The 13,036-nt window shown below is 39.0% G+C and carries 14 protein-coding genes; 2 read left to right on the forward strand and 12 right to left on the reverse strand.

Annotated elements, in window-relative coordinates:
• Positions 1 to 18: 18 nt before the first annotated feature.
• On the reverse strand, positions 19 to 1,263 hold the full coding sequence (locus IGJ41_RS12920; RefSeq protein WP_104855652.1) for a competence/damage-inducible protein A: 1,245 nt from the start codon (positions 1,261 to 1,263) through the stop codon (positions 19 to 21).
• Positions 1,264 to 1,454: 191 nt separating this feature from the next.
• On the opposite strand from IGJ41_RS12920, the gene IGJ41_RS12925 reads away from it, so the two are divergent.
• A complete protein-coding gene (locus tag IGJ41_RS12925) occupies positions 1,455 to 2,660 on the forward strand; it encodes a sunset domain-containing protein (protein WP_002359001.1) in 1,206 nt (401 codons plus the stop codon).
• Between the two features lie 78 nt (positions 2,661 to 2,738).
• Here IGJ41_RS12925 and IGJ41_RS12930 read toward each other — a convergent pair whose 3' ends face one another.
• From IGJ41_RS12930 to IGJ41_RS12940, 3 genes are all read right to left on the reverse strand, one after another.
• Complete coding sequence (locus IGJ41_RS12930) at positions 2,739 to 3,368, reverse strand: NAD(P)-dependent oxidoreductase (RefSeq protein WP_173963706.1); 630 nt, start codon at positions 3,366 to 3,368, stop codon at positions 2,739 to 2,741.
• 58 nt (positions 3,369 to 3,426) lie between these two features.
• On the reverse strand, positions 3,427 to 3,852 hold the full coding sequence (locus IGJ41_RS12935) for an Rrf2 family transcriptional regulator (RefSeq protein WP_002383201.1): 426 nt from the start codon (positions 3,850 to 3,852) through the stop codon (positions 3,427 to 3,429).
• A gap of 88 nt (positions 3,853 to 3,940) precedes the next feature.
• Positions 3,941 to 4,324, reverse strand: a complete 384-nt coding sequence (locus IGJ41_RS12940) for a YccF domain-containing protein (protein WP_002358999.1) — start codon at positions 4,322 to 4,324, stop codon at positions 3,941 to 3,943.
• Between the two features lie 163 nt (positions 4,325 to 4,487).
• On the opposite strand from IGJ41_RS12940, the gene IGJ41_RS12945 reads away from it, so the two are divergent.
• Positions 4,488 to 5,279 (forward strand): hypothetical protein, encoded by a 792-nt coding sequence (locus IGJ41_RS12945; protein ID WP_002372754.1) that lies wholly within the window; start codon positions 4,488 to 4,490, stop codon positions 5,277 to 5,279.
• A gap of 52 nt (positions 5,280 to 5,331) precedes the next feature.
• Here IGJ41_RS12945 and IGJ41_RS12950 read toward each other — a convergent pair whose 3' ends face one another.
• The 8 genes from IGJ41_RS12950 to IGJ41_RS12985 form a co-directional block, all read right to left on the reverse strand.
• Positions 5,332 to 6,468, reverse strand: coding sequence for an ArgE/DapE family deacylase (locus IGJ41_RS12950; RefSeq protein ID WP_002367472.1), 1,137 nt, complete (start codon positions 6,466 to 6,468; stop codon positions 5,332 to 5,334).
• 129 nt (positions 6,469 to 6,597) lie between these two features.
• On the reverse strand, positions 6,598 to 7,482 hold the full coding sequence (locus IGJ41_RS12955; RefSeq protein ID WP_002365402.1) for an RsiV family protein: 885 nt from the start codon (positions 7,480 to 7,482) through the stop codon (positions 6,598 to 6,600).
• 24 nt (positions 7,483 to 7,506) lie between these two features.
• Positions 7,507 to 8,004, reverse strand: a complete 498-nt coding sequence (locus tag IGJ41_RS12960; RefSeq protein WP_010820335.1) for an RNA polymerase sigma factor — start codon at positions 8,002 to 8,004, stop codon at positions 7,507 to 7,509.
• A 236-nt stretch (positions 8,005 to 8,240) separates the two neighbouring features.
• Entirely contained in the window at positions 8,241 to 9,722 is a 1,482-nt protein-coding gene (locus IGJ41_RS12965) for a helix-turn-helix domain-containing protein (RefSeq protein WP_173963705.1), read from the reverse strand.
• Positions 9,697 to 10,182 carry a hypothetical protein gene (locus tag IGJ41_RS12970; protein ID WP_002354843.1) on the reverse strand — a complete coding sequence of 162 codons (486 nt, stop codon included), beginning with the start codon at positions 10,180 to 10,182 and terminating at the stop codon, positions 9,697 to 9,699. The genes IGJ41_RS12965 and IGJ41_RS12970 overlap by 26 nt, the downstream gene beginning before the upstream one ends.
• Positions 10,183 to 10,283: 101 nt before the next feature.
• Entirely contained in the window at positions 10,284 to 11,366 is a 1,083-nt protein-coding gene (locus IGJ41_RS12975) for a DUF916 and DUF3324 domain-containing protein (RefSeq protein ID WP_438714558.1), read from the reverse strand.
• Positions 11,367 to 11,472: 106 nt separating this feature from the next.
• A complete protein-coding gene (locus tag IGJ41_RS12980; RefSeq protein ID WP_002383195.1) occupies positions 11,473 to 12,231 on the reverse strand; it encodes a WxL domain-containing protein in 759 nt (252 codons plus the stop codon).
• Complete coding sequence (locus IGJ41_RS12985; RefSeq protein ID WP_002385162.1) at positions 12,232 to 13,032, reverse strand: WxL domain-containing protein; 801 nt, start codon at positions 13,030 to 13,032, stop codon at positions 12,232 to 12,234. It lies immediately after the preceding gene.
• Positions 13,033 to 13,036: the final 4 nt, after the last annotated feature.

The following is a 13,036-nucleotide window of genomic DNA, read 5'->3' on the forward strand; positions in this document are numbered from 1 at the left end:
GAACAAACATTCGCATATTTATTTTTTATTAATGATTCGGCGCCGCAAAAGATCTAACCCTCGCATAACCGCACTCTGTCTAATATAATTTCGGTCACGGTTAAAATGGAAACATTCTGCAACGGTTGGTTGGCCTTCTTCCGCCAGCCCAATCCAAACAGTGCCTGTCGGTTGACCTTCGATTGGGTCACCAGCGACCCCAGTAAATGATAAACCATAGTTAGATTTAGCTAACTGACGCGCTTTCTCTGCCATTTCTTTGGCACACGCTTCACTTACCGTGCCATGTTCTTCTAAAAGTTCATGAGAAATTCCTAAAAAGTTCTCTTTTGTTTCTTGCGAATACGTCACGAAGCCTCCCTTAAAAATCTTCGAAGCACCCGCAATTTCCCCCAGTGTACTTTGGAATAGGCCAGAGGTGAGACTCTCAGCAGCCGTGACGGTTTGTCCGTTTTGTAATAACAAATCCACTGTTACCTTGGCTAAACTATTGTCATCCCCATACCCATAAAAATAGTCTCCCACTTTAGCTAAAACCTTTTCTTCCGTCGCTGTTAATAATTCTTCGCCAGCTACTAAGTCTTTTGTTTTAACTGTTAAACGAAGTGTCACTTCATTAGGCTTAGCATAAGGCGCAATGGTTGGATTCGTTTGATGCGCAATCAACGTTTGAATCTCGGTCACCAGCTGTGATTCACCAATGCCATAAAAACGCAAGACTCTTGAAATCAATTGTTCTTCTTGTGGAAACGCATCAATCAATAAAGGTCGTGCCGCTTGTTGGAACATCGGAATTAATTCATTGGGCGGCCCTGGTAAGAGCAAATAGCTTGTTGTCCCTTCTGTTACGAAAGAACCAACCGCTAATCCTGTCGGGTTTTGAAGAACTTGTCCACCTTCAATGGCTAACACTTGTCGTAGATTATTTTCCGTCATTGGCCGCTTAGACTGTTGGAAAAACTGGTGTAAGCGGTTCAATCCTTCTTGATCTTCTACTAATGATTTATGGAGATGTTGTGCGACAACTTGCTTGGTTAAATCGTCTTCTGTAGGTCCTAGCCCTCCACAAAGGACAATTAAATCACTTCTTTGTTCTGCTTCTGTTAGTAGCGTTTCTAAGCGGCCGCCGTTATCACCAACAACGGTCTGATAGTAAACATCGATGCCTAGCGCAGCTAACTCTTCTGATAAAAAGGTTGCGTTGGTATTCACTACTTGTCCCAGTAATAACTCTGTTCCGACTGCAATGATTTCTGCTTTCATTGATTTCCCCTTCTCTAATAACATACGTAGTTAAACTCACTTTCCATTTTAGCACAACAAAATTTTTACAAAAGAATTTGAGCTTCAGGAAATAATTTTTTTATCAGGAAATTTATTAATTATTACGAAAAAAATGTTCATTTTCTCACAATACATTGTATAATAACGTTATATCGAAAGGAGAGAAATGAATGAGTGTAGTATTAGGACTTTTGGGTCTATTAGGGTTACTTGTCAGCGGGGGACTGACTATCAAAGCATTAATTAAGAAACAACCGAAAAAACAATATGGCTATGCCGCATTAGCAAGTGCCGCTCTATTTATTGGTGGGGTTGCCACGACAGATTCTTCCCCGACACTTTCACTTGATGCAGAGAGTGTTGAAACCGATGCCAATGGCTCAGCCACCATCAAAGGCGAATACGACGGCAACAGCAAACTAACGGCCAATGGCAAGGAAGTAAAAACGAAAGACAAAACGTTTGCTTACAAAGTAAAGCTGTCCGATGAAAAAACGCAAAAAATCACCTTTGTTGCTGAGAAGAAAGATACCAAAGTTGAAAAATCAGTCGAAGTCACACCATCAAAAGAATTTATTGCGAGCATCACAGATTCTGAACAAGAATTGGCCAAAACAGAAAAAGCCTTAGCTTACGCTGAAAAACAACCTTCTCAGAAAAACTATGATGAAGCCGCAACCTTAGTATCTTCATTAAGTCAAGAATACGAGGAATACAATGATCGCCTTGAAAAAATCAAAGAAGCAGTACCTGTTGATGAAGCAGTTACAACTGCTGAAAAATCTAAAAGTAAAAGCGATTATCAAGCAGCTGAAAAATTAGTAGCTGCTGCCCCAGTTGGCAAAGAAGGATTTCAACAACGATTAACGACTGTTCAAACCGCTATCGCTGAAAAAGAAAAAAATGAACAATTAGTCGCCAGTGCAACTGCCGCTGTTGAAAAAGCTGAACAAGAACCAACCAATGAAGCTTACTATAATGAAGCGATCAAACAAATTGACGCTTTAAACTCCCCAAATCAAGCTTTAACAAAACGGGTAGCCGTTGTTAAAACTCAATTAGATGCCCACAAAGAAAAACAACGAAAAGAAGCAGAAGCTCAGAAACTAGCCGCTGAAAAAGCGCAAAAAGAACAAGCCGAAGCGGCAGCAAAAGCGCAAGCTGAAGCAGAGGCGCAACAAGCCGCACAGGCGCCGGCGGAAGTCGAGACGGCTGCTGCGGAAGCACCAAGCGGTAACGCCTTAATTAAAGGGTCACGTAATGGAATTTATCATGTACCTGGAAGTAGATATTATAATAGAACTACGAATCCAGTAGCTTGGTTCTCTACTGTTGAAGAAGCAGAAGCAGCAGGATACCGAGCACCCAAACAGTAAATACATTAGTAATAATTAATCAAACAAGAAAATGGGGTCTCCGTTGTTTTAACGGAGGCCCCATTTTTCTTGTTTCTTTTATTGATACACACTAATTCGTTGATTTGGGTGTGTATTACTTTCCACTTCATCTAACATGGCAACGGCGTAGTCTGCGTAACTAATGTAGCTGTCACCTTGACTATTGGTTGTTAATTCTTCGCCAGCGACTTCATAATGACCTGTCGCAGGACCATCAGCATCAAACATGGCTGCAGGACTAATATAGGTCCAGTGAATGTTTTGAGCTTCTTTCAATAAGTTTAAAGCTTCGCCCATCGCCGAAGCTAATGGCTGAATTTCTGCTGGGAATGATGGTGTATCTTTTAATTGAGTTGTGTGTTCTGGGTCCACATACAAGGTTCCAGCGCCCCCAACGACAAACAAGCGCGTTTTTTGATTGGTTAAAATCTCAATCAAATGCTGGGTAGATTTGGGGAAATCTTGCACATCAGGGAATCCTAAGGCACTAATTAATACATCAAACGCTTGGATATCTTCTGTTGTTAATTGATAAACATCTTTTTCAATGGTCGGTGTGCCATCTGTTATTTTTGAGGCATTACGAACGATGGCTGTCACGTCCATCCCGCGACGTTTAGCTTCTGCTAAAAGTAATTGTCCTTCTTTTCCTGTTGCTCCTAATACTGCTACTTTCATGTAAATCATCCTTTCATTTTTAAACAGAACTAAAATAGTTACATTTGACACTTTAAAAGTAGAGAGATTACTTATCTCTCTTAACTTCTATTTCATGAATCACATCTGCTAAGGTGATGCTTTTCAATTCTTCTTCCATTTTTTGTTGCACTTTAGTAAATTCAGTTTCTAGTACCGATTGGATATTTGCCCCAACGGAACAGTTTGGATTAGGATTTTGATGAATATTGAAAATCTCTCGTTCCAATTCAACCGCTGTATAAATTTCATACAGTGAGATCTCTTCTGGTTTCTTTAATAAGGTATTTTTATTGGCTCCACGCATGGAATGAATCAAGCCGGCTTTTTTTAACTGGCTCATTAGTCGTCGAACAACGACTGGATTCGTATTCACGCTCGAAGCAATGTATTCAGAAGTCACTTGTTCTTGAGGACCTGTTTCAATCAAACTTAAAATATGAATCGCAACACTTAATTTCGTTGACATGGCCATGTCTAATCACTCCAAACTAAATGTAACGTTATTTGTTACATTTACAGAATACGCTGTTTCGTTTTATTTGTCAATGAGAAACCTCTGACTATTCAAAATAAAAATCATTTGTTGAAACAACACGGGCCCCAAACGGCATTAACGCTAATTTCGCCAATTTAAAGGATTGTTGCCCAAACGGAATACCGATGATTGTCAGACAAAGCAACAAGCCACTAATACAATGCCCAATTGCTAATGGTAGTCCACTGATAATCAGCCAAATAATGTTTACCACCAAAGATACGCCGCTATCACTATACACGACTCGCTTTTTAAACGGCCAAAAGCTCAATCCCGCTAATTTGAAACATTGTAAACCAATCGGAATACCAATGATTGTAATGCACCAAATCACGCCTGCGAATAGCCAAGATAAGCCACCAAAAAAGCCGCCAAAGATGAACCATAAAATATTGCCAAGTGTTTTCATTCTTGTTCCTCTACTTTCCTCATTAAAAATTATGCATGTGAGTAAGTATACCATGAAAGCTTCTTTTTGTTTCAAACAATATTGTAAGGTTGCTGACTCGTTAAAAGACGAAGACACTGTTTCATGTTACAATGAAGAAACTAACGATAAAGGAGCAGACTTCATGGACTTACATTTAACCGTTGATCTAAAAAAAACAAAGACACTCATTGATTTAGCCGATCAGGCCCACTTAATCATTGAACAAACAACTAAATTACCGAAAAAAGAAGCAGCGATTCTTTTCTTGCTAAGAGATAACCAACTAGTTGCTTTAGGACTTGCTGAAGAAAAAGCTACATATAAAGAAGTTTCTTTTGATCACTCGATTTTGTTGAAACCGACTTGGGACACAGAACTTGCCTATTTAGCGCAAGCTTTCCTAGATGATGCGAAAGAAAGTGGTTTAACATTGGAAGCAACCCCAACGACAGTCAAAATTCCGAAAAGTGCGGTAGCGACAGTGACTAACTATAAAGAAACAGTCACCTTTATCTTGGAACGTTTTGGCTACTCTCTGTTTAAAAAACCGGCGCCGAAGAAAGCCAGACCAGCCAAAGCACGCCACAAATGGACAAAAGAAGTTAGCCAAATTCCTTTTTATATTGATACTCGACAAAGCAAAGCAACTGTTTTTTGGCAAAAGCGCAATGAAATGCTTATTAAAGCTGGCGCGACAATGATGCCAGAAGCCCCTTTAAATAAAGACGGGTCTGTCGGTTTCTCCGCTAGATTTGGTGAAAAACTTCGTGATGAACGCAAGGGCCAATTTAAAAACTTTGTCACAACGGAAGATATCGTCTTAAAAAGCGTTAATGAAGTCGGCTTGTTTCTCTATTTTGCTGGAACAAACAGCTGGTTAGAGTTAGTTGATGAGAACGGCAAAACCTTAAATGAATGGACTGTGGTGGAATAAACCTTATAAAAAATGTCGCCCCTGATTCTTATGATTCAGGCGCGACATTTTTTTAATTTAAATAACTTTTTGCTATCGCTTGATACTTATCAATCATATCTAAATAATTATCAATTTCGACATATTCGTCGACTTGGTGTGCAGTAGTGGTCACACCTGGTCCAAAGACAACGCAATCAAATGTATTGTCTGATTTAGTAAATTCAGCTAAGTCTGTGGTCCCAGCGCTTGTCACTAATGGTAATGGTTGATCAAATTGGGCTTGAATGGCTTGAATTAACGCAGAATCTTTCTCAGCTTTTACAGGAATTTTATTGTAATCAATCGTTAATTCTAACTGATGTTTTTCTTTTTTGTTCAATTCATCGACAATTTTTTGTAATAATGCAATGACTTGGTCGTTGCTGAATTCTGGAATTGAACGGATATTCCCTTGCAAGGCTGCTTGACCTGGAATACTGTTCACTTGTGTGCCACCTTTAATGACGGTTACATTGTGAATCGTTCGACCCAATTCAGGATTTTCATAGTTTGCTGTGACTTCCGCCATTTGTTGGTTTGCTTCTGTAATAAATTCGTTCAAATTATTAATCGCGTTAATGCCTTCTTCTGGCATCGAACTGTGGGCTTCTTTTCCGTGTGACACAACAGAATAGTTAATTGAACCCATGTGCGCATACATCAAGTTATAATTGGTTGGTTCTCCAATGACTAAGGCACTTAAATCATCCGCATAGCCTTTTTCAGTTAATTGGCCAGCACCTAGCTCACCGACTTCTTCACCAACTGTACCTAAAAATTTAACCGCTCCATTTAATGGAACTTCCTTTTCTTTTAATTCAATCATTGCTAAAACCATTGCGACTAAGCCGCTTTTCATGTCCGTTGCGCCACGGCCATACAATTTATTTCCTTCAATATGGGCCGCAAATGGCGGGAAAGTCCATTGACTTTCGTCCCCTTCAGAAACCACGTCCATGTGGCCACTAAACCCTAAGACTTTTTCTCGGTTTTCACCTAAATAAGCAACCAAACTACTACGATTTGGTGCATAAGAAACAAGTTCAGAAGGGATCTCATATTTTTTCAAAAGATTTTGTAAATAGATTGCCACTTCTTCTTCATTTCCATTTACAGATTTAATTTTGACCACATCTTGTAAAATACTAATTTTTTCTGATTTTTCCATTGCCATTCGCCCTTTCTTGTTATGCTTAATTCTAGTGTACGCTTCTCTCAGTAAAACCGCAACTGACTTGGTTAGGTCAGCAAAAAACACGCGACAGTTTTAAGAAATGTCGCGTGTTTTTTGCTGAGTTTATTTTAAATAATTAGGCGCTGCCAATTCATTCTCAATGACTTGATTAGGAATCACAAATTCAGGGGTGCCCATATAGTAAGGCGCAATCTCTCCTTGAGGAAACACAATCACTAATTGGTGTTTTTCATTGATATAGAAAGGTTGGTCCTTTTTAATTTTTTTGAAGGGTTGAACATCACTGGGGGCATCCTCTTTTTCGGACCAGTATATTTTATTGCTATCGTTCTTCATTTGGTCTGCTATTTGTTGTTTAATTTCACTACTAATGACATCAATGTAAAAATCATTTTTAAAAATTAAGGGGAGTGAAACGACAACATTGGCTCGTTTGTCGATGGTGTCATATTTCGTTGTCGTCGCAGAGCTGCCTTTAATTTCTGTGAAGGTTCGTTTGACCACTAGGAAGCGACGGTCGTCCACAACTTTTTCATAATCTCCAGTGACTGAAACACGAGAACCATCAAACAATTGCCCTTTGACTTGTTGAAATTCTGTTTGGGCTTCTTTCAAGTATTTTTTGTTGAGCGTGTCGGCTACTGAAGATTCTTGGGATGTTTGGATTTTAGGGACATCGATGTTTACTTCACTTTCCTGTTTTTTCGCTGTCAACGTTTTGATGGTGACTAATTGAACAATTTTATCTAACACAGGAATGTTGCGGGCTGCTTCACTAAAACCTGGAAACAAATTGACTGATAAGACAAAGCCACAAGCCACCACTAAACTACTTTGCAGTGAGCGGTTTCTAAAACGAAGCCAGGTGTACCGCTTTTTCTCTTTATGAAAACGCGCTTTGACTTCCGCTTGTAGATCCGTTGGCAACGGTTGTTGGCGGTATTCTTTTGAAAAGTTTTTAACAACACTTTTTACAAAATCTTCCATTATTTTTTCGCTTCCTTTCTTTTACTAATTCAATAGACTTCGGAGTTCATTCAAACTGCGGTACATCTTCGTTTTAATCGTGTTTTCGTTAATATCCAGGATCAAGGCAATTTCTTTTAGCGTAAATCCTTCAAAAAATTTTAATAGAATAATTTCACGATTGGGACTATCTAATTGATTAATAATTTCTTCAATTTCTAAAAAACTGCGTTGGGGATTATTTAAAAGGGCTAACACATGTTCATCTTTTTCAATATGAACAGCTTCTCGTTTCTTTTTACGCCAATAATCTGTCGCTACAGAAAGCAGAATTCGAAAGAACCACGCTTCAAAATCATTAATATCTGGTCCTTTTTGGATGGCCTTCAGTGCCTTTTCAAAGCTTTCTTGAATCACATCCAAGGCATCTTCTTTCGAATGTGTATAGTTAAAGGCAATGCGATACATTTTTTCATATTTGGTATCCACAAGCGTTTCTAACGCGCGAATTTGTTTTTTTCTTTTCCAACCATCGAAAACCATCGATTTCTGGAACCTCCTTTCCTGTACACTTATATAGACGAATCACAAGCATAAAAAGTTTCAACTTTTTTATTATTTTTAATTTTTATATTCTAAAAGAAAAAGCGTGGTACAAAAATCACTTTGGATTTTTGCTTCACGCTCAAAATCTGATAAACGGCGGGAACAGAACCAGCTCCTTCGGAAATAAGCCGAAATGATCCAAAAATTAAAGAACAATTTCCGGAAATTTCTTCTTATTTCTCGGAGCTAAGCGGTGCTGTCCCGACCTTGTTTTCTTCTCCCGAGTGCGGTCTTAGTGCACTCAGCGTTTTAATAAAATGCGACCAATCAATAGGACGTGGTGGCGCTAGCCAAATAATTTGAGTAATCTCAGGCCAATCGACAAAATGAATATCCGATAAAATTAATTGTACACTTTCATCTACATGTGCTTTGAAAATGATATTCCATTCCGTAATTTTTTCAATGTTTTTTTGTATCATACGATTATAGGCTTCACCAAAGGAAAAGTCGACACACAATGTAATCGGAGCCAAAACTTTTTTCAATGGTAACGCATCCACCATTAACAACAGATACCGATAAAATAAAAACTGTCTGGCATCCCAAACAGCGGGATTCGTTTTTTGTTCTTGAATAAATTGTCGACTAGCAGAAAAATACTCTGTATACGTTTCTGCAAAGTAGGTTATATCCATTTTGCGATAACTATAGTTTGCTTCTATTGGAAAATGGAACAATTTAAAATGAACGATTGTTACTTTTTGTTCAAAACCTCGCAGGACTTCCTCGGAAAGCTGAAATTGTATTTTTAAATAGCTTAACAAGTCACGATTCAATTGTTGAATTTCTGCAAATCTTTGGCAAAGTGCTGCTGAAGCTACTTGAAGCCACTCTTCAGCAATTAAAAATAAGAGTAAATAATTGCCTTCGTTTGTTCGTTGTGGTTCTGGGACTTGAAGACTCTCTAACCAATTGAAAACATTCTGCTGATTGTCACCGGCTAATTGTTTTAACACTTGCGAATCTACTTTTTTCTCTACATAAAATTGTTGCTGCGTTCGTACTAAAGAAACCGCCAAAAAATGAAAACATTTAGCTTGTGCATAGCCCGCACGCTGATTAAGATGAACCTTCTCAGAAAAAAATAGCTCAAAGTTCCGAATCTGCTCTAAAACTTTTTTACCGTACAATGAAAAATCACGTTGGTATAATTGTAAAAAAACCAGTGTTGTTACTTCACGTAAATTGGTTTCATTTCCCACCAAGTGAAATTCTTTATTAATTGTAATTTGATAATTTTCCAGCATTTTCTTTAATTCCTTGAACTCCTTATAAGCCAATGTGTGACTAACAAAGTGTTCTAAAGCAAACTCATTCACAGAATCAAAACGCTGAAAAAAGAAATCTTGAAACATAGCAAAACGTAACGACTCTTTAATATAGCAATCAATCAAGGTAGCGGAAGTTTCCGTTCCTGATTCATTAAGAGTTAAGAAAATACCATCGCTCACAATTTGAAAATCCTCTGATAAACCAAATTCAATAAAATCGGCATTTAATTCAGCGACCGTTTTGTTCACGATAAATTCAGATAATTCTAACTCCTGCATTACGGTTTCTTTTGACTCTGTTAACATCGGTGCATTTTCCAGTAACTGAAATAAGGCGATTTTTCTTTTATCCACTTTATTTAAAAACATCATCAATATCATAGACTTCTCTCACATCCATTTTTTTCCCATACAATCCATTTCCTGAAAGAAAGTACCCAACCGCTGCTAAATAGCTTTCAGATTCTTCATCGCCGCCTGCACCAAGTCCGTTAGGAAAGACAAAATCTTTATTCACTTGTAAGGGATGAGCCGTTGTTTCTTTTGTTTGTTTCTTTTTTTCTTTTGACATTGCCGGTTTCTCCACAGGTTTGTCTTTTTTCTTGGGTGAAGGCTTTTTTTCTTCAGAAGGAACCGTTGTTTTTTGATCTTCCGGAGGGGTTGGCGCAGGTTGTTCCGGTTCTGACTTTTCCTGAGGGGTGATTGATTCTGGTTTTGGTTGAATTTCTTCCGTTGGTTCTAAGGGATTATAAATAGGTGTCGCCAATGTTTGAATTGGTTCTATTTCGACAGCCGTAAAAATTAGCAAAGAACTAAATAAAAAAAGATACTTTTTTCTCATGGCTTCTCACTCTCTCTACCTCTACTTTATGGGAAGCAATTCCTTGTAAAAGTACCTTTACTTTTACAAGGAAAACCCTTTTTGTCAATAGATAGCCCTTTTTATTGCTCAGATTGTTGTTCTTCCTCTTTTTTCTTTTTACGATACAAGAAGAAAATCAATAAGAGCAGCGCTAGAATGATTAATGCAATCAGTAGATACAACCACCAATTGGTTCCTTTAATGGTTACGTCTTTTTCATTTAATTCTTTAGCAACGTCCCCAGAAATAGTAAATTCTTTTGTAAATTCCCATTTGTACAGGTACCGTTCTTCACCATTGGCACCTTTGACTTGATAGGTGCCCTTTTCATCTTTTACACCATAGGCCGTTGATTTCAAGACATATTTCCCTGGCGTTAATCGTTCCCCTTTTAAAGAAATTGGGTAACTAAAGTTAGAGTTTGGCGCCACTTGCATATCCTCAGTATCGGATTGGTAAAGCGTTTCGCCTCCTTTTGAAACAGTATTGATTAAATGTAATTGGTTTAAGTAGGCCGCTTGTGGGTTTTGTAAAGAAACATTGATGACGTTTCGCGCGTTGACTTGGCCTGGTTTAACCCCCAGTAATTTTAAATCTGGTTGAACCTTTGTCTCATTTTGCTGAAGAATAATAGCCACAACATAGGAGTATTCATTATTAATAGCTAACCCTTTTGATTGATCCGCAGAAGTCGTGGTTTCTTTCTTTTTCTCTTTGAGTGTTATGCCGCCAGCCATCACGCCATCAAAAGAATCTTTAGGCATCGTGATGGTTAAAGGTAATGTCTTTTGGGAATGCTTCGGCAAGATGATTTCTTTCGGTGCTTCCACATAATCTTTTAAGTTAAAGCGTAAAGTTTTGTCAGGTTTGATCCCGTTTTGGCCATATTCTACTACGCCATTTAAATTTGTTGTCGCTGAGTTCACCGTATTTTCAATGATAATGTCTTCATCTGTATCATTGCGTAACTGAATTTCTACGGTTTGTTTGGCACCAGGCACCATTTTTAAGTCAAAGTAGGTTTTTGATTTATCCACTTGATTTTCGGGAATTGTTGGTGTGACCGCAAAATTAAATTCAGAAGCGTGCGCCTCCACGCCAATCCAGCCAAATAACATACAAGCGATTACCGTTGCATATACTTTCCATCTGTTCATATTCATTCTCCTATGTCTGTCATTCTTTGTTGTATTATAAGCACCAAAAGACCGAAAGATAAGCCAAAAAATTTTTGACTTATATCCCGATCTTGCGTGTATGCTGTCGTTCTTAGTTTCCTGTGTTAGCAGGTGTATCTGTCAAAGTCCAAGTAAAAGTTGTCGTGTATTTTTTCGCATATTTTGTGGTTGAACCAGGTACTTCTAATGAAATACTTGTTTTAGCGGCATCTACACTATCGCCCCAGCTCATTAAGTACGTGCCCGCACCTTCTTTATCGCCAGCAGCCATGACCACTGATTCAGCCCCAGTTGGGTTTAATTCAATCGTAGCTGGCGCTGTCGTTGGTTTTGCAGATTGTGAAGCTGAAACCACGCGTCCGTTGCTTAAAGTTACTTTGGCCGCTGTTAGTTCTTGGTTGGCTTCAGTTTTGAATTGACCATTTTGTTTTACTTTTAACGTCCAACCTGTTTCAGTCCCACGATTATCTGAGACTTGAACAAAGTTCGGGCCTTCTTGATCGGCACCAGCGTTATCTTTGTATTTTTGTGTTTCTGCATAGTAGGTCATATTTTTTGAGGTAATCGTTTGTTCCCCAAAAGATAAGCTAGATGCATAGTCAATGGATAACGGACCTGCTGTCCCTGGCTTAGGCCCTGTCGGATCAGTTGGATCAACTGGCGTAATTGGTTTATCCGGGTCTGGATTCGTCGGATCAACTGGATTCGTTGGGTTCGTATTTGGTGCAAATTGAATCGCTCCGTTTGTTTGGTATTCACCACCGTCGACTGCTAATGCACTCATTGGTACAAGTGCCAATGCGCCTAAAGTTGTGGTTGCCATCAATGTCATTACTTTTGTCTTTTTCATTTATTTCCCTCCATTATTTACTGGTACATCTGAAAGTAGCCAAGTCAATGTTGTTTTATATTGTACTGCATCCTTAGGGGTTTTCCCGGGAACAGTTAGTGAGATTGCCCGTGTGATCGTGGCATTTACTTGCTGTCCTTGTTGATTTTTTTCGGTCACTTTTTCTGCTTGCCCCCACAGCGTGATCCACGTTCCGGCGCCGGTCTTTTCTGGGGCTTGCATGACAACAGTTTCTGCGCCCGCAGCATCTAATTGAATGTTTGCGGTAGCAGTTGGCGGCAATACGTCCGTCGCATTTGAGCGCACACTGGGCTCAGTAAAGGCGACGGTGGCGCCTGTTAATTCTTTGTGTAATGTTTCTGCATTACGAAATTGACCATTTTGTTTCACTTTTAAAACCCAGCCAGCATTGGTTCCCCGTAAATCACTTACTTGTACATAATTAGCAGTTGCCAATTCACTTGCTGAACCATCTGGATTTTTATAGGTTTGCGCTCTGGCAAAATACGTTTGATCCTTATTCGATATCTCATTACTCCCAAAATCCAAACTTGAGGCATAATCGATGGAAAGTGGCCCAGGTGTGCCTGGATTAGGTCCATCAGGATTCGTTGGATCGACTGGTCGAACTGGTTTTTCTGGATCGGGATTTTCTGGATTTACTGGATCCGTCCCATCTGTGCTTGGGGTAAAAACAATCGACTGTTCGCTATCAAAAACGACCGTCGCCGCTTCAGCAGGAACAGTGGCGCCAAGCAACATTGTTCCGAATAACAAGGAGTAGACGACTGTTTTTTTCATTTAC

This window comes from Enterococcus sp. DIV1537a, from assembly GCF_051712085.1.
GTDB classification, from domain to species: Bacteria; Bacillota; Bacilli; order Lactobacillales; family Enterococcaceae; genus Enterococcus; species Enterococcus faecalis.